Source organism: Burkholderiaceae bacterium DAT-1 (assembly GCA_019084025.1).
Lineage (GTDB): Bacteria > Pseudomonadota > Gammaproteobacteria > Burkholderiales > Chitinimonadaceae > DAT-1.
This window is the reverse complement of record JAHRBI010000003.1, coordinates 77,327-93,300: the sequence shown is the minus strand read 5'-3', so window position 1 is coordinate 93,300 and position 15,974 is coordinate 77,327. Positions and strand designations below refer to the sequence as shown.

General features: G+C 58.9%; 15 protein-coding genes. 8 read left to right on the top strand and 7 right to left on the bottom strand.

Annotated elements, in window-relative coordinates:
- Nucleotides 1-36 precede the first annotated feature (36 nt).
- Nucleotides 37-432 carry a hypothetical protein gene (locus tag KSF73_06350; protein MBV1775332.1) on the top strand — a complete coding sequence of 132 codons (396 nt, stop codon included), beginning with the start codon at nt 37-39 and terminating at the stop codon, nt 430-432.
- Nucleotides 433-441: 9 nt separating this feature from the next.
- Here KSF73_06350 and KSF73_06345 read toward each other — a convergent pair whose 3' ends face one another.
- Nucleotides 442-867 (bottom strand): SRPBCC domain-containing protein, encoded by a 426-nt coding sequence (locus tag KSF73_06345; protein ID MBV1775331.1) that lies wholly within the window; start codon nt 865-867, stop codon nt 442-444.
- A gap of 42 nt (nt 868-909) precedes the next feature.
- The gene (locus KSF73_06340; protein ID MBV1775330.1) at nt 910-2,328 is read right to left on the bottom strand and encodes an amidase; all 1,419 of its coding nucleotides are present in this window, start codon (nt 2,326-2,328) and stop codon (nt 910-912) included.
- Between the two features lie 207 nt (nt 2,329-2,535).
- Between KSF73_06340 and KSF73_06335 the strand changes: the two genes are divergently transcribed.
- On the top strand, nt 2,536-3,447 hold the full coding sequence (locus KSF73_06335; GenBank protein MBV1775329.1) for an RES domain-containing protein: 912 nt from the start codon (nt 2,536-2,538) through the stop codon (nt 3,445-3,447).
- 8 nt (nt 3,448-3,455) lie between these two features.
- Here the strand turns inward: KSF73_06335 and KSF73_06330 are convergent, their stop codons facing one another.
- The 4 genes from KSF73_06330 to KSF73_06315 all read right to left on the bottom strand — a co-directional run bounded on the left by KSF73_06330 (nt 3,456) and on the right by KSF73_06315 (nt 5,369).
- Nucleotides 3,456-3,836, bottom strand: a complete 381-nt coding sequence (locus KSF73_06330) for a PIN domain-containing protein (GenBank protein MBV1775328.1) — start codon at nt 3,834-3,836, stop codon at nt 3,456-3,458.
- A complete protein-coding gene (locus KSF73_06325) occupies nt 3,833-4,036 on the bottom strand; it encodes a type II toxin-antitoxin system VapB family antitoxin (protein ID MBV1775327.1) in 204 nt (67 codons plus the stop codon). Before KSF73_06325 ends, KSF73_06330 begins: the two co-directional genes overlap by 4 nt.
- A 43-nt stretch (nt 4,037-4,079) precedes the next feature.
- Nucleotides 4,080-4,997 carry a LysR family transcriptional regulator gene (locus KSF73_06320; GenBank protein ID MBV1775326.1) on the bottom strand — a complete coding sequence of 306 codons (918 nt, stop codon included), beginning with the start codon at nt 4,995-4,997 and terminating at the stop codon, nt 4,080-4,082.
- Between the two features lie 78 nt (nt 4,998-5,075).
- Entirely contained in the window at nt 5,076-5,369 is a 294-nt protein-coding gene (locus KSF73_06315; GenBank protein ID MBV1775325.1) for a hypothetical protein, read from the bottom strand.
- A gap of 193 nt (nt 5,370-5,562) precedes the next feature.
- On the opposite strand from KSF73_06315, the gene lysA reads away from it, so the two are divergent.
- Both lysA and KSF73_06305 read left to right on the top strand, forming a co-directional pair.
- Nucleotides 5,563-6,819: a diaminopimelate decarboxylase gene (gene lysA / locus KSF73_06310; protein ID MBV1775324.1), complete on the top strand. Its 1,257-nt coding sequence runs from the start codon at nt 5,563-5,565 to the stop codon at nt 6,817-6,819.
- 163 nt (nt 6,820-6,982) lie between these two features.
- Entirely contained in the window at nt 6,983-9,382 is a 2,400-nt protein-coding gene (locus KSF73_06305) for a prolyl oligopeptidase family serine peptidase (GenBank protein MBV1775323.1), read from the top strand.
- On the opposite strand, the gene KSF73_06300 is transcribed toward KSF73_06305, so the two are convergent.
- Nucleotides 9,379-10,332, bottom strand: a complete 954-nt coding sequence (locus tag KSF73_06300; GenBank protein ID MBV1775322.1) for a helix-turn-helix domain-containing protein — start codon at nt 10,330-10,332, stop codon at nt 9,379-9,381. The two genes, KSF73_06305 and KSF73_06300, sit on opposite strands and share 4 nt — an antisense overlap.
- 125 nt (nt 10,333-10,457) lie before the next feature.
- Between KSF73_06300 and KSF73_06295 the strand changes: the two genes are divergently transcribed.
- From KSF73_06295 to malE, 4 genes are all read left to right on the top strand, one after another.
- Entirely contained in the window at nt 10,458-10,982 is a 525-nt protein-coding gene (locus tag KSF73_06295; GenBank protein MBV1775321.1) for an isochorismatase family protein, read from the top strand.
- Nucleotides 10,983-11,309: 327 nt separating this feature from the next.
- Nucleotides 11,310-13,637, top strand: a complete 2,328-nt coding sequence (locus KSF73_06290) for a hypothetical protein (protein ID MBV1775320.1) — start codon at nt 11,310-11,312, stop codon at nt 13,635-13,637.
- A 33-nt stretch (nt 13,638-13,670) separates the two neighbouring features.
- Nucleotides 13,671-14,783, top strand: a complete 1,113-nt coding sequence (ugpC, locus tag KSF73_06285) for a sn-glycerol-3-phosphate ABC transporter ATP-binding protein UgpC (protein MBV1775319.1) — start codon at nt 13,671-13,673, stop codon at nt 14,781-14,783.
- Nucleotides 14,780-15,967, top strand: coding sequence for a maltose/maltodextrin ABC transporter substrate-binding protein MalE (malE, locus tag KSF73_06280; GenBank protein MBV1775318.1), 1,188 nt, complete (start codon nt 14,780-14,782; stop codon nt 15,965-15,967). The genes ugpC and malE overlap by 4 nt, the downstream gene beginning before the upstream one ends.
- Nucleotides 15,968-15,974 lie beyond the last annotated feature (7 nt).

The window sequence follows — 15,974 nt, the reverse complement described above, 5'->3', positions numbered from 1 at the left end:
CGGTGGAATGTGTAACAAAGTGTAATTGGGGAATGTATGTCCGTATTGAAGAAGCTGAATTACAAAGGGCAGGCCACGCCGGTGGTGTTGCATGCGCCGGATGCATGTGCAGCGCTGCTGGCCGAGTTCGGGGAGACACCCGTGGTGACGGATCTGGCAGCGGTGTCGTCGTATACGTTTGCCCTGGTGTTTGCCACGCAGCAGTCTGAGGTGAATGCGCTGGCGGCAGCGCTGTGCCCGAAGGCGGAGGGGGATGCGATCTTGTGGTTTGCTTACCCCAAGGGCACGTCGAAAAAGTATCGCTGCGATTTTAATCGCGATATCGGCTGGGACGCGGTGCGGGCGGCGGGGTTTGATACGGTGCGGCAGGTGGCGATTGATGAGGATTGGTCGGCGCTGAGATTCAGGAAGGTTGACTATATCGGGCGGTGATTGGCTGGATTAACTCGCCAATCCAAGCTCGACACCCAATCGGTCCAGATTTTGTTCATTAGCAGGCGCGGCAATGCTGCGGAAAGCCTCGGCAACTGCAGGATCGGCAAAGGTCTGATCCCATGAGAGCAGCGTGCCGCCATTCGTGGCTTCCAGCGTAATCGTCAGCCGGAAATGCGGGACACAGCCGTGATCGATGACGACCTGATGGTCTGGCGTGATCGCAGCGAATACCGATGTATTGGCATAAGATTTGCCATCTGGCGCGATCATGTCGAATACCCATTGACCGCCAGCCTGAAATTCAAACTGATGAAAGCAGTTAGTGAAACCCTGCGGCCCCCACCAACGGGCGAGCCGGTCACCATTGCTGATTGCGGCGAATACCTCAGATGGGGATGCGGCAAACGGGCGGCTGGTGTGGAGGGTGGTCATGGTGTGCCTCGAACTTGAAAAAGCTGGGTGTGGCGCATCGTATCACTTCAGTGCTTGTTCCAGTTCCTCCGCCACCGCAAACAGCATTGCCTCCGCCCCCGGCGCGCACATCGCCATCACACTTGGAATCAGCCCCGTTGTCGCATCCTTGAATCGTGGTGCAGGAATCGCAATGGTGGGTAAATCGCAGTAGTTGCCGAACGAGAGTGGCGAGATCAGGCGGTTGAGGCCGGGCTTGAGGCTGAGGCGGTTCATGTCGCCGTGTTTGGGTGGCAGCATGCCCATGGCGGGCAGTACAAGGATGCCGTTGGTGCCGAGCATGGACTGTGTGATGGTGCGGATCGCCAGGTAGCGATCAATCAGCTTCTGTACCCCTGCTTCGGAGCGTGGCTTGAGAAAACCGCCGAGCAACTTGCCCAGCAGCACCCAGCGATACAGCCCGCCATCAATGGTCGGCTGCCCGCGCAATTGGGCGAGGGTTTCGGCGAGCAGGCTGAAGCGGCCTTGCTGGTTCAGCGCGGTATGCCAGCCCGGTTCCAGATAATGCAGCATGGTGGGGGCGATCAGTTTGTAAGCCTCTGCCACGCCAGAAAAATCGCCGCCTTCTGGCTGCATGCCAGCCGTGCGCAATACGTCAATCGAATGATCGAGTGCCTGCTGGATGCAAGCCGATTCAATGGTAAAGGGAAAGCCATCCGGCAAAATCAGTCGCGCAGATTGGATGGGCGCGGGTGCCGGCAGGGTGGTGGCCGACAGCACTTCGTAGACCAGTTTGGCATCGCGCACGGTACGGGTAATCGGGCCGATGGCCAGCCAGCTATCGATAAAGCCATCGAGCGCCGGCCAGGTGCGCGCCTTGGGCACTGCATGCGAGGCGGGTTTGAATCCGACCACACCACAGCAGGCGGCGGGAATGCGGATGGAGCCCAAAATATCCGACCCCACGCCAAACGCCACCGACCCCGAGGCCACCAGCGCAGCCTCGCCGCCGGATGAGCCGCCTGCCACGCGTGTCGGATCGAGCGGATTATTGGTGGTGCCAAATCGCGGATTGCTGGATTCGGCTGTCATGGCGAATTCGGGCACATTGCCGCGCGCCAGCAGAATCGCCCCGGCACGCTTGAGTCGTTCTACCACCATCGAATCAGTTTCCGGCACCCAGGGCGTCATGCGCATCGAGCCTGCCGTGATCGGCAAACCGCCAATGCCCAGCGTTTCTTTCACCGAGCAGGGAATGCCACTGAGTGGGCCGGGCAGCGGCTGGTAGGCCTGCTCTCGCGCCGCCGAATCCATCACGCTGGTGGCCGCATTGATGATGTGGTGCTGGCGGTTGAGGTTGGCGGTGAAATGATCCACCAGTTCAACCGGATCGAGTTGTCCCTGTGCCAACCAGTCGCGCAGTGTGGTGACGTCGGCATGTCGAACATCACAGGTCTGGGTTTGAATGGCAGTGTCGGTCATGGCGGCGTCCGGTTGAAAAAGTGGGGCGGGTTGCGGACAAGCATAACCATGCAATCGAGCAAGCGCACGTATGTGGTGTACGGTGTGGGGGTGGGTGCAACAGTTGGGGGGGGCGAGATGGATGATTGTGACAAATGGCTTCTTTGAAGTTGACATATGTCGGTATTTTGTTAGTCTTACCAATATGATAAATCCAGGCTAACCCCTATGTCCTTGCCCACCTATTTCTACCGCATCGCATCGGCGCGCTATTGCCATGATCTCAGTGGCAAGGGGGCGGAAATGCTGGGTGGACGCTTCAATCCGGTGGGTACGCCTGCGGTCTATGCGGCGTCCAGTATTTCGCTGGCGACGCTGGAATTGCTGGTACATGCCAGTCAGTTGTATCCGCTGGCGCATCGGGTGATGGTGCTTGAGGTGCCCGAAGCATGCCGGGCAGCAATTCAGTCTGTCCCGGCGGGTGAGCTGCCCTATGGGTGGAACAGTCTGGGGGATACGCATGCGGCGCAGTCGTTTGCCATGCATGCACTGTTCGGCGCAAATCAGCTGGGCATGCTGGTACCGTCTGTTGTGACGCCGGAAGAACAGAATCTGGTGCTGAATCCTGCGCATCGCGAGATGCAGCGCCTCACCCTGCGCGAACTCAGGCCGCTTGATCTGGATGCACGTCTGATAAAGCGGGAGAACGGCCCGCACTTGTCCTCACTCTCGGAGGCCACCATGGATACGCTTTACCACATCAACACCCTGCCGCCTGCTGACAAAATCGACGCCATCCGCCGTGGCCTGCCCGCATCCGAAGCGGAACGGATTCGCGATGGATTGGGCTTGAGCCAGAAAGCCATGTTCGGCATTCTTGGCACCAATGATCGTACGGGTTTGCGCTTGCTTAAGGAAAATCGCACCCTTGATCCTGCGGCCAGCGAACGCTTGTTGCGTGTGGTGGAAGTTGAGCAGCATGCCGAAGCTGCACTCGGCAGCCGCCAGCTGGCTACCCAGTGGATGACGACCCACAACCGGGTACTCGGCGCGGTGCCGGTGGAGCTGCTGGATACCGAGATCGGGCATCAGCAGGTGAGACGGGTGTTGATGGCGATTGAGTATGGGGGGGTGGTGTAGGCGTGGACTCAATGGTGCATAGGCTCATATGCCACGCCGTAAAGAACAGCTAGTGCGTGGAGTCGTCTGTCCAAGGTCCAAATGCGAGTGTTTGCTGTGATGAGCGTAGATGCGAGCAAGAGTAAGTCAACCAAGCCACATCCTTTCCCTGCAAGCTGGTCACGCTCGATCATTTCAAGTAGTTCATCAATAGTTGCCTGGGAGGCTGGCCGTAAACATTGAAGGTCCGCCAGCGTTTTAGATCTATTGGGTGGCGTGCCGCAGGCAATTTCGCCGATGATCAACGGATGTGAAAGTGCTCGATCCTGCAGGAGCAGATCTACCAAGGCTTGATTGTTTTGTTGGAAATGATCTACCCAGACAGAGGTGTCAACGAGGATGTCGCTCATGCCAAGGAGTCTTGACGATTGCGTGGAATATCACGCATGCCTGGCGCGGTGCCACCTAAGGCTGCAAGCCGCTTGGCGCCTTGAACCCTTACAAAGGTCTTGATTGCCTCGCGAAACAAATCAGCTTTATCCATGGATGGATCTGCAACTTCGAGTGCACGCTGATAGAGCGAGTCCTCAATGGTAACAGTGGTGCGCATGGTGGCACTCCGGTAATGATGTTGATATTGATGTTAATTTGCATCAAATCAGGGTGTTGATCAAGTATTCATTCATTTCTCCACACGCCACCCTCACCCCCCAAAAAAAACGATCCGCCAACTCCGACGCTGGCCGATGCAGCGGCCTCACTCCATACACCGAGAACGGAATCGACTCACTGAAGCGGCGGATTGCCAGACCCTGTGCGTGGTAATCCAGCGCGGTGAGTGGGTTGACGATGGCGATGCCGGCACCGTGCAGGACCAGTGCGCAGACGCTGGCGGCGCTGACGGTTTCGGCGGCCATGCGGCGGGTGATGCCGCGCTCGGCGAAGAGTTGATCCACGCGCACACGGTAAGGATCAGTGGGCGCGAGGCTGACCACGTTTTCACCGGCGAAATGAGCGGGCGTCAGCACCGCGTGTTCGCAGAGCGCATGGCCGGGCGGCAGGACGCAGACCTGATCGTGAGTGAACACGGCCTCTGAGATCGTCCCGGCGGGGGCAAGCGCATCTTCTGTCAGACCGAGGTGAAAGCGCTGTGAGGATAGGCTCTCCTGCAGCAGCGGGGTTTCCAGCGGCGTGATGCTGATGCTCACGCCCGGATGATCAACCTGGAAGCGTTGCCAGACGCGCGGTAAGAGTGCGACTGCAAATGCAGGCAGGCAGGCCACCGAAATCTTGCCGTGCTGGAAATGGCGGATGCTGTCTGCGGCGGTACCGATGCGGTCGAGCCCGACAAAGCTGCGCTGCACTTCCTCAAACAGCATTAGCCCGGCTTCGGTTGGCTGCAGGCGTCCGCCGATGCGCTCGAACAGCTTCAAGCCGGTGAGTTTTTCAAAGCGGCTGAGTTCGCGGCTGATGGTGGGTTGCGAGGTGTGCAGCATCGCGGCGGCATCGGTGGTGCTGCCGGAACTCATCACAGCACGGAAGATTTCGACGTGGCGCCAGGAGAAGGGCATATGTGCCTCTAAATGATGTATTTACCCAATACCGCAGTGATTAGGTCGTGTAGGCGACTTGGTACGAGTATTGAAGTCTTAACCTTGAGAGTCACTTAACTTATCAAACAGTTGCTGAATGACTGGATTGCAGAGCGAGGTCATTGAATCTAGCGACATGCCGAGTGGAAAGTCATCGTAAACTAAATAAAATGGACGCCACCTGATAAGAACAATCCACATTCGCTCGGCCGCCGTGTCAATTTTCTTGACTACGCATCCACCCGAAAATCTTATGAATTGTTGTGCCTTTTCCGGGAAATTCTCCCAAGTGACATCTTCGGTGATGTAGAGACTTAGGTTTCCCGAGGCCATCGTTTGAATTTCAGGCATCAACATTCATCCAATCTAGAAGAGTTGAAGTGGTGAGATGTACTTCAACGTGTACAGGTGTAATGAAACTTTCGGTGTGGCGCCATATCCGCATTCTATATCCCCAATGAATACCCTGTCCAAAAACTGATATTTTTCTTCCCGTCCAAACGCTGGCAATCTACCCGTCAATCCTCTTCTGACTAGAATGGCCATGTTTTCCGTCCCCACCGCTTCCCTCGCCGCAACCGCCCGCACCATCGGGTCACCCTTCTGGATCTACGATGCATCGGTGATTCGCGCGCAGATCGCCAGGCTGCGGGCCTTCGATACCATCCGCTTTGCGCAGAAGGCCAATAGCAATCTGCATATTCTGAAGCTGATGCGCGCCGAGGGCGTGCAGGTGGATGCGGTGTCGCTGGGCGAGATCGAGCGGGCGCTGGCGGCAGGGTTTGACCCGGCGGGCGAGCATGCGCCGATTGTGTTTACCGCTGACATCATTGACCGCGCGACATTGGCTCGGGTGAAAGAACTGAATATTCCGGTGAACTGCGGCTCGCTGGATATGGTCGAGCAGATTGGTCGCGCTGCGCCGGGGCATCCGGTGTGGCTGCGTATCAATCCGGGCTACGGCCACGGCCATAGCCGCAAGACCAATACCGGCGGCGAATTCAGCAAGCATGGCATCTGGTTTGAAGAGCTGAAGGATGCCGTGGGTCTGATTCGCCAGCATGGTCTGAAGCTGGTGGGTCTGCATATGCACATCGGCTCGGGTGTGGATTACAGCCACTTGCAGAATGTGTGCGCGTCCATGGTCGATCTGGTGAAGCAATTGGGGATGCCGATTGAGGCGATCTCGGCGGGGGGCGGTTTGTCGATTCCGTATCGTGCGGGTGACGCTGATGTGGATACTGCCCACTATTTCGATCTGTGGGATGGCGCACGCAAGGAAATCGAGGCCTATCTGGGTACGCCTGTTCGTCTGGAAATCGAACCGGGCCGGTTCCTGGTGGCGCAATCAGGCCGGTTGGTGGCGGAAGTCTATGCTGTGAAGCGCGCCGGTAGTCGCTGCTTTGTGCTGGTGAATGCCGGTTTCAGCGATCTGGCGCGTCCGGCCATGTACGGCAGCTACCATGCGATGTCCTTCATTGATGCGCAGACGGGTGCACTCGTCGATGGTCCGCTTACGCCGCTGGCTGTGGCAGGGCCACTGTGCGAATCGGGCGATGTGTTCACGCAGGCCGATGGCGGGGTGGTGGAATTCCGCGAACTGGCGCTGCCCAAGATTGGCGATTATCTGGTGATTGAAGATGCGGGTGCCTATGGCGCCAGCATGTCCTCCAACTACAACAGCCGCCCGCTGATTCCGGAATTGCTGGCGGATCAGGGACATATTACGGTGATCCGCGAGGCACAGACGATTCAGCAGCTGCTGGCGCTGGAGGCAGGTGGACGATTGCTTTCGCTGTAATTTGATCAATTCATCGCCCCTATCGCAAGCCCGTCGCATGCGGGCTTGACGCACTGGCCGGGCTCCTTGATGCTGAACGATTGTCTCGTTCACTGGAGCCTCATCCATCATGCAACTCCGCCCGCTTACCCTTGCGCTGTGCCTTGCATTGGCCGCGCCGCTGATGCCACATGCACTGGCTGCCGATGCCGCCCCGGTCGCGTCTTATCAACTGCCGGACGCCAGCCTGCAGGCCATTGTTGATGCACCTGCCACGCCCACGACCGTTATTAGTCCGCAAAAGCACACCATCGCACTGCTGCAGCGTCCGGGTTTGCCGAGTATTGAAACCGTTGCGCAGCCGGAGCTGCGTCTGGCGGGGATTCGCCTGAATGGCAAAATGCGCTCGGCCAGCCGCTTCTCGTTTGCAAATTCTGTGACACTGACAAATGTTGCGACGGGCGAAGCGCGCAAGGTGTCGGGTTTCCCGGCTAATCCGCGTATTGCCGATGCCAAGTTCTCCCCGGATGAGCGCTGGATGGCCGTAAGCCTGTGGCAGGACGATGGCATCAAGCTGTGGCTGGTGGATGTGAAAGCCGCCAAGGCGCGTATGCTGATCAAGCAGCCATTGAATGCGACGCTGGGTCAGGGTTTTGAATGGGCGCATGGTTCGTCCAGCCTGCTGGTACAACTGGTGCCTGCCAAGCAAGCCGCGCAACCGGTTCGCCCGACTACGCCGACTGCGCCGATCATGAATGAAACGGTGGGTGGTCCGGCTGCGCAGAACCGCACCTATCCCGATCTGTTGAAAACGCCTTACGACAGTGATCTGCTGGACTGGGCACTGACCAATCAGATTGCTACGGTAACGCTGGATGGCAAGGTGGGCCTGATCGGCCAGCCGGATCGCATCATGGGCGTGGATGCGTCGCCGGATGGACGCTATCTGCTGGTGAGCCGCCTGCATCGCCCGTATTCCACGCTGGTGCCGCTGGATAAATTCCCGGAAAGCACCGAAGTGTGGGATGCACGCGGCAAGCTGGTGAAAACGATTCATGATCGCGCCCTGCAGGAGCGGATGCCGCAGGGCAATGACGCGGTCCAGACTGGCCCGCGCTATGTCAGTTGGCGCGCCGATGCGCCGGCAACCCTGCTGTGGGCGGAAGCACTGGATGGTGGGGATCCGTCTGCCAAGGTGGAAGAGCGCGACGGCTTGTATCTGCTGGCTGCACCGTTTACCGGCAAGCCGACCAGCTGGATGAAACTCAAGGCACGATTTGCCGGTGTGCAGTGGGGCCGTGATGATCTGGCGCTGGTGAGTGAATACTGGTGGAAAACCCGCGATACGCGCACCTGGATGGCCCAGCCCGGCAAGACTGAAGCGGCGGCTACTTTGTTGTTCAGCCGTAAATCCGAAGATCGCTACAACGATCCGGGCCGTCCGCTGATGAAGATGCTGCCCAGTGGTGAGCGCGTGCTGCAGACCAGCGCCGACGGCAAGAGTCTGTTCCTGACCGGTACAGGTGCTAGCCCGGAAGGCGATCGTCCTTTCCTGGATCGTCTGTCACTCGCAGACAAGCAGACCACCCGCCTGTGGCGTTCTGAAGCACCGCATTACGAATTTGTGATGGCCGTACTGGATGATGCCGGCGAACGCGTGCTGACCCAGCGTGAAGCCGTCGATGAATTCCCGAATCTGTATGTGCGTGAAGGCAAGGCTGAACCGCGTGCGCTGACGCATACGCCGCATCCGCTGCCGCAACTCAAATCGGTACAGATGCAGCAGCTGCGCTACAAGCGTGCCGATGGCGTGGAGCTGACAGCCAAGCTCTATCTGCCGCCAAACTACGATGCCAAGCGCGATGGCCCGCTGCCCCTGTTGATGTGGGCCTACCCGAATGAATTCAAGTCGGCTGCAGCCGCCAGTCAGGTGAAGGATTCGCCCTACCGCTTCAAGCGTATCAGTCCGTCCAGTCCGCTGGCGATGCTGGCACGCGGCTACGCCGTGCTGGATGATCCGACCATGCCGATCGTGGGCGAGGGCGACAAGGAGCCGAACGATACCTACCTGCCGCAACTGGTGGCATCGGCTCAGGCGGCGGTAGATGAGGTGGTGCGTCTGGGGGTGGCGGATCGTGATCATATCGCCGTGGGCGGTCATAGCTATGGCGCATTCATGACTGCCAATTTGCTGGCGCATACCCGTCTGTTCAAGGCCGGGATTGCGCGTTCGGGGGCATACAATCGTACGCTGACGCCATTTGGCTTCCAGTCTGAGGAGCGCAATTTCTGGCAGGCCAAGGACGTCTATCAGACCATGTCGCCGTTCAATCACGCCAATCAGATCAAGGATGCGATCCTGATGATCCACGGTCAGGATGATTCGAATCCGGGCACTTTCCCGATCCAGAGCGAGCGTCTGTATCAGGCGCTGCAAGGGTTGGGTGCAACGGCACGATTTGTCTACCTGCCCAATGAAGACCACGGCTACCGCGCCCGCGAGTCAGTTCTGCACATGCTGTGGGAACAGGATCGGTGGCTGAATCGCTATATTGGGGTGGGGAAGGTGAGTTCTAAGCCCTAATTGCGATCACTGAACGCCTTTCGCCACGCAAGTGGCGAGAGGCCGACTGCGCGCCGGAAATGGTGGCGCAAGGTGATGGCAGAGCCAAAGCCGGCCAGTTCTGCGATGCGTTCGATGGAGTGGCCGGTTTTTTCCAGAAGCTGCTGCGCAAGGGTAAGGCGCTCCCGTAGTAGCCATGCCTGAACGGTAGTGCCTGTCAGTGCACGGAACTGGCGGGTAAAGCTGCGGCGACTCATGCGGGCTTCATCTGCGAGTGAGTCCAGCGAATGCGCGTCGTGCAGGCGCTGACGAACCGATTCAAGCAGATGTGCCAGTCTTGATCCGCCAGCGGTTTGCGGGAGCGGATGCTCGATAAATTGTGCCTGTCCACCATCCCGGTGAGGTTGCACGACCAGCCGACGGGCCACGCGGTTGGCAATATGGCTACCCAGTTGCCGCCGCAGTAGGTGCAGGCAGGCATCCAGTTCGGCTGCTGTGCCCGCCGACGTCAGAATATTGCCATCCTCAACATACAGCACATCGGGGTCGACCGAGATCGCCGGGTAGCGCTCGCGCATCTGCGTGGCATGGGCCCAGTGAGTGGTGGCGGTGCGCCCATCGAGCAAGCCCGCTTCTGCCAGTACAAATGCCCCCAGACATAAGCCAACCAGTTGCACGCCTCGTGCGTGTGCATCCCGAAGTTGTTCCAGTAGCGTTTCCGGTGGCCTTGCATCTACATCGTGCCAGCTGGGGATGATGATGGCGGATGCATCGCGCAAGGCATCGAGCGGGGCCAGTCCGTCCAGTGTAAATCCGGCGGTGGTGCGCAGGGGGCCGGGTGTCGCGCCGCAGACGACGAGTTGGAATCTTTCCTCCTCGCGCAGCCCGTCGCCAAACACCACGCATGGGACAGAGAGGTGGAAGGGACTGATGTGATCGAAGGCCACGACGGCAATATGCTGGATGGACATGGTACGGCACCGTGTAATCAGGTTGGCCCAATCTTATCGAAATGGTGTATTCGGGCCAATCGAGTCAGGTACGCGCTGGTAGCACAATGCTGCTCATTCCAACCGCACCTGAAGAGGAGTGCACCATGAGCCAGCCCGCTTTGATCGTGATTGATATCCAGAACGACTATTTTGCCGAAGGCGCCTATCCCCAGTGGGAGGCTGAGGCAGCCAAGGAGGCCGCTATTCGTGCGATTGCCCGTGCCCGTACTGCCGGCGTTCCGGTTATCCATGTCCAGCACGTGGCGGATGACACAAAAGGACCTGCGCCATTTTTTAATGCAGGCACCCACGGCGTGGCCATTCATCCTGATGTGCTGGCTGCTGCGCCGGATGCTCCGATTGTTATCAAGCATCATGCGGATAGCTTCCGCGACACCACGCTGCAAGCCCTGTTGCAGTCGCTGGGGGTGGATGAATTGATTCTGTGCGGCATGATGACGCAGAACTGCGTGACGCATACCGCAATCTCGCCACAAGCGGATGCCTACCGAAAGGTCACTGTGCTCGCTGATGCCTGTACTGCGCCGGACCAGATTGTGCATGCTCTGGCGTTGAATGCACTGGGCGTTCGCGTGAATGTGCAGGCGTCTGAACTAATTAAAATGTAGTAAAATTACTTAAAATTTGATCGTCAAACCGCTTTGGATTGGTAGGGGACTACCAGTTCCAGGCGGTTGGGGATGGCGAATATGATTTGTACTGCTCTACCTGACTTTGGCGATAAATCCAGTATTAATGCAGATTTGGCCTGAGCTTCGTTGCAGGTGATCTGGTTGTTTGTGGTGCGGGATGCGCTAAATTTGCGACATTCTGGTGCGCTCATTCGAAAACAAAATGTAATCAAACTACTTTTTGTGTACACTGGCGCCATATCGTCAATCCCAGTATCGGCAATTGTGTCTGCCGTGAGGGTGAAGGCGAACGAGGAGCGCTGGATGTATTTCCACAAGGTAGAAACCACCCGCAATTTTGTGTTCGGGGCGCGTGCTGGTGCGCGCCTGCATGTGATCGATCATGGTAGCAATGTGTTTCGCGTGTTGGTCGATAGCCCGCGCTGGGCGCAAGGCAGTTACAGCCATGCGCGGCTGACGCCCGATGGCTTTGCCGCGATCAAATCGGATGCGGCGCTGCGGACGGATGCTGATGGCAGTCTGTCGCTGAGCATGGATGGCGAGACGCTGCTGCAGTCCGAATCGCATCGTGGTTTTGGTGCCTGCGGTCAGAAATGGGTGATGGCCTTTCCGTGGCGCGAGACTGATCGCTTCTACGGTATGGGCGAAAAAAGCTTTGGCATGGAACGCTCGAAGCTGCGCACGACCTTCTGGAATACCGATGTGTTTGCCGACTTTGCCTGGGAACGCATCGAGCATGCCCAGCCTGATCCGCTCTACATCGCGCTCCCCGTCCTGATCATCAAAACCGGCAGCCACTGGGTGGGCGTGCTGGTCGATAATCCCTTCCGCGTATTCATGAATACCGGTGCCGACGAAGGCATCTTCCAGCCGGGTACCGGCCCGTTCGAGCGCGAATTCTTCTTTGGCTCGAATGATGGCAAGCCCGATGTGTGGTTTGTAGCGGGCCGCACGCCGCAAGAGGTGGTGCAGAAGCTGCAAACGCTGCAAGGTAAGACACCAGTGCCGCCGCTGTGGGCGCTGGGGCATCATCAATGCCGCTGGGGCTACAAATCGTTTGCCGATCTGGAGGCGCTGGCTGATCAGTTCGAGGCGCACCAGATTCCCAATGATGGCCTGTGGCTCGATATTGATTACATGGAAGGGTATCGCGTCTTCACGGTCGATCCCGGCCATTTTGCGATTCCCGAATTGCAGCTGAAACAGCTAGCGGATCGCGGTCACCGCGTGGTGCCGATTCTGGATCCAGGCTTCCGGCAAGATCCTGACTATGGCGTCTACGCCGAGGCCAAACGCCGCGACATCCTGTGCAAAACCGCTGAAGGGGAAGACTACGTCGGCTTTGTGTGGCCCGGCTATACGGTCTTTCCAGATTACTCGCTACCCGAGGCGCGTGCCTTCTGGGTCGAGCAGGTGCGCGATTTCACCAAAAAGGGATTTGGCGGCTACTGGATCGATATGAATGATCCTTCCTCCGGTTCTTCGCCGCTTGATGATATGCGTTTCCAGCGTGGCGACTGGTCGCACGATACTTGGCATAACCAGTACGCGCTGGGCATGGCCGAAGCCACGCGCGAAGGCGTGCTGGCGGCGCGTCCGCTGGAGCGGCCCTTTGTGCTGTCGCGCAGTGCCTCGCTGTCCTCGTCCCGGCATACGGCGGTGTGGACCGGCGACAATATGTCCAACGCGCACCATATGAAGGGCAGCATCGCGCTGAGCCTGAATCTGGCGGTGTCCGGCCTGCCATTCAATGGCCCCGATGTGCCGGGTTTTGCGCTGGAGGCGAGCGCTGAGCTGATGCGTGCCTGGTACAAGCTGGGCTTCCTCTTTCCCTTCCTGCGTAACCATTGCATTTCCACTGCACCGAATCAGGAACCGTGGACGCGCGGCGAAGACACGACCCGCATCGTGGGCGATTTCATCCGCCTGCGTTACAAGCTGCTGCCTTATCTGTACAACACCTTCCATGCGCAGGCCGAGCGCGGCGACCCGATGACCCGTCCGCTGTGGTATCACGATACCAGTGGCGCATTCGATTTCACCGACGATATGTTCTTCGTTGGCGAGTCGATTGTGCAGGCGCCGTTTGTGTCGCTGGAAGACTTGGAACGAAGTGCCACGCTGCCTGTGCATCCGCACGGCACGCGCTGGTACAGCGTCGAACACGGCCAATTTGCCAGCGCGGGCGATACCTTGGCGCATCAGGCGCGTGAGGAATCGACGCCGATCTATCTGGCTGCGCCTGCCGTGATCCCGATGCAAACCGGTGTGCGGATCAACAATCGCAACAACCTGCGCGAGCAGGACATCCTGCTGGTGATCGAGCCGGGCCAGCAGATCAGCTATACCTTGATTGCAGATGATGGCTTGAGCCATGAATGGCAGGGCGGGGCGCAAACCCGCGTGCAGGTGAGTGCCAGCTGGGACGGTGCGCAGCCGGAAATCAGCATCCGTACCCTGCAGCAGGGCTTTGGCGACATGCGCGTGCGTCTGCTGCTGGTGAGTCCGCAGCCGGTGCACGAGGTGACTGTGAATGGCAAGGTGCAGGCATTGCATGCCGAGACACTGGCCTTTGCCGGCAACGACATTCATGTGTGCGCCAGCGACGCATTTTCATCGACACAACCGTAATTCAGAGGTGCGATTGCACCGGGTGAGGACAGCATGGCCGCAGTGAGCCTTGTCGACGTCTGCAAGCAGTATGGCGATGTGCAGATTTTCAGGAACATCAATCTCGAGATTCGCGATGGCGAATTCATGGTCTTTGTCGGGCCGTCCGGCTGCGGCAAATCCACGTTGCTGCGCTCCATTGCCGGGCTGGAAGACATCACCGGCGGCACGCTGTCGATTGGTGGCCGGGTGGTAAATGATATTCCGCCAGCGGAGCGTGGCATTGCCATGGTGTTCCAGTCCTATGCGCTGTATCCGCATATGAATCTGTTCGACAATATGGCCTTTGGCCTCAAGCTCGCCAAGGTGCCCAAGCCGGAAATCAATACCCTGGTGCGCAACGCCGCCAAGATTCTGCACATCGAGCATCTGCTGGATCGCAAACCCAAGGATCTCTCCGGGGGACAGCGGCAGCGTGTGGCGATTGGCCGCGCCATTGTGCGCAAGCCCGATGTGTTTCTCTTCGACGAGCCGCTGTCCAACCTCGATGCCGCCCTGCGCGTGAAGATGCGCTACGAGTTTGCCAAGCTGCACGAAGACCTGAAAACCACCATGATCTACGTGACGCACGATCAGGTCGAAGCGATGACGCTGGCGGATCGTATTGTGGTGCTGTCGGCGGGCAAGGTGGAGCAGGTCGGTTCGCCGATGGCGTTATACGAGCATCCGGATAATCTCTTTGTGGCCGGCTTTATCGGCTCGCCGCGCATGAATTTCATGAAGGGCACGATCATCGAAGCCTCGGCCTGCCATGCGCTGGTGCAGCTGGCTGCCGGTGAAACGGTGCGCTGCCGCGTCAATGCCGAACGCGCCATTCTGGGCGATCCGGTGACGCTGGGGGTGCGGCCCGAGCATTTCACGGTGGGGGGCGAGGGCAATGCGCTGAAGGCGACGGTCAGTTTTGTCGAGCTGCTGGGCGGCATGACCCATGCCTATTGTGACTTTGTTGGCGCGGAAGAGGCGCTGACCTGCGAATTCCATGGCCGCACCAGTGTGCGCCAGGGTGATGCACTGACGCTCGGTTTCTCCGAGGCAGCAGCCTATCTTTTCGATGCCGACGGGCTGGCGTTCCGCCGTCTGGAAAGCATCACGGGGCGGCTGTCATGAACCGGATGTGGATCAAGCTGGCATTGATGCTGGCCGCTGTCAGCGCCGAAGCTGCACCGCCGACGCTGCTGGTGTGGATCAATGGTGACAAGGCATATCACGCGCTGCAGTCGGTCGGCGATGACTTTACGGCAGCATCCGGCATTCCGGTGCGCGTGGAGCATCCCGAAGACCCGCCGCCGAAATTCCAGCAGGCGGCAGGCGCGGGCAAGGGCCCGGACATCTTCTGCTGGGCACATGATCGCGTGGGCGAGTGGGCCAAGGCCGGGTTGATTGTGCCGGTGCATCCGCGCAAGGCGATGCACGAGGCGGTGGATGCTGCTGCATGGGAAGCGTTTACCTGGCAGGGCAAAACCTGGGGTTATCCGCTGGCGATCGAGGCCAATGGCCTGATCTACAACAAGGCACTGGTGCCGAATCCGCCTGCTACGTGGAGCGAGGTGATGGTGCTGGATCAGCAACTGGCGAAGCAGGGCAAGCACGCCATTCTGTGGGATATCAACGTCACCTTCTTTAGCTGGCCGCTGCTGGCGGGGACCGATGCTTTTATCTTTGCGCGCGACAAGCAGGGTAATTACGACCCGAATCACGTGGGCCTGAATACCGCTGGCGCAGTGGCTGCTGGCAATGTGATGGCCGAGATGATCGACCGCGGTGCATTGCAGAAGGGCGCCAAATACAGCGAAATGGAAGCCGGGTTTGCGCAGGGCAAGATTGCCATGATGCTGTCTGGCGCATTTGCCTGGGAAAACGCCCGCCGCGCCGGGATCGACTTTGGCGTGGCACCGATTCCGGGCCTGAAGCCGGGGCAGCCCGGACGTGCTTTTGTAGGCGTGCAGGGTTGCATGATTACCGCGCCTAGCCGCAATAAGGATCTGGCCCGCGAATTTATCGAGCGCTGGCTCATGCAGCCGGACGCCTTGCGCCGCATGAATGCCGAAGTGCCGCTGGGTGTACCGGCCAACACCGCCTTCTATGCCGAGTTGGCACAGAATCCGCTGATCCGCGCCACCATGGACAATGCCCGCAACGGCATCACCATTCCCAATATTCCCGAGATGGGCCGCTTCTGGAACACCATGGATTCGGCCTTTATGTCCATCACCAACCGCCTGCAATCGCCCAAGGATGCGCTGGATAACGCGCAAGCCCGCATGCTGGTGGGCAACGGCACAGGTCATTGAGGGCACA

Excerpts from the sequence above, each read along its gene's own strand:
- KSF73_06350 (MBV1775332.1), top strand. The coding sequence starts at position 37 with ATGTCCGTATTGAAGAAGCTGAATTACAAAGGGCAGGCCACGCCGGTG.
- KSF73_06345 (MBV1775331.1), bottom strand. The coding sequence starts at position 867 with ATGACCACCCTCCACACCAGCCGCCCGTTTGCCGCATCCCCATCTGAG.
- KSF73_06340 (MBV1775330.1), bottom strand. The coding sequence starts at position 2,328 with ATGACCGACACTGCCATTCAAACCCAGACCTGTGATGTTCGACATGCC.
- KSF73_06335 (MBV1775329.1), top strand. The coding sequence starts at position 2,536 with ATGTCCTTGCCCACCTATTTCTACCGCATCGCATCGGCGCGCTATTGC.
- KSF73_06330 (MBV1775328.1), bottom strand. The coding sequence starts at position 3,836 with ATGAGCGACATCCTCGTTGACACCTCTGTCTGGGTAGATCATTTCCAA.
- KSF73_06325 (MBV1775327.1), bottom strand. The coding sequence starts at position 4,036 with ATGCGCACCACTGTTACCATTGAGGACTCGCTCTATCAGCGTGCACTC.
- KSF73_06320 (MBV1775326.1), bottom strand. The coding sequence starts at position 4,997 with ATGCCCTTCTCCTGGCGCCACGTCGAAATCTTCCGTGCTGTGATGAGT.
- KSF73_06315 (MBV1775325.1), bottom strand. The coding sequence starts at position 5,369 with ATGCCTGAAATTCAAACGATGGCCTCGGGAAACCTAAGTCTCTACATC.
- lysA (MBV1775324.1), top strand. The coding sequence starts at position 5,563 with ATGTTTTCCGTCCCCACCGCTTCCCTCGCCGCAACCGCCCGCACCATC.
- KSF73_06305 (MBV1775323.1), top strand. The coding sequence starts at position 6,983 with ATGCCACATGCACTGGCTGCCGATGCCGCCCCGGTCGCGTCTTATCAA.
- KSF73_06300 (MBV1775322.1), bottom strand. The coding sequence starts at position 10,332 with ATGTCCATCCAGCATATTGCCGTCGTGGCCTTCGATCACATCAGTCCC.
- KSF73_06295 (MBV1775321.1), top strand. The coding sequence starts at position 10,458 with ATGAGCCAGCCCGCTTTGATCGTGATTGATATCCAGAACGACTATTTT.
- KSF73_06290 (MBV1775320.1), top strand. The coding sequence starts at position 11,310 with ATGTATTTCCACAAGGTAGAAACCACCCGCAATTTTGTGTTCGGGGCG.
- ugpC (MBV1775319.1), top strand. The coding sequence starts at position 13,671 with ATGGCCGCAGTGAGCCTTGTCGACGTCTGCAAGCAGTATGGCGATGTG.
- malE (MBV1775318.1), top strand. The coding sequence starts at position 14,780 with ATGAACCGGATGTGGATCAAGCTGGCATTGATGCTGGCCGCTGTCAGC.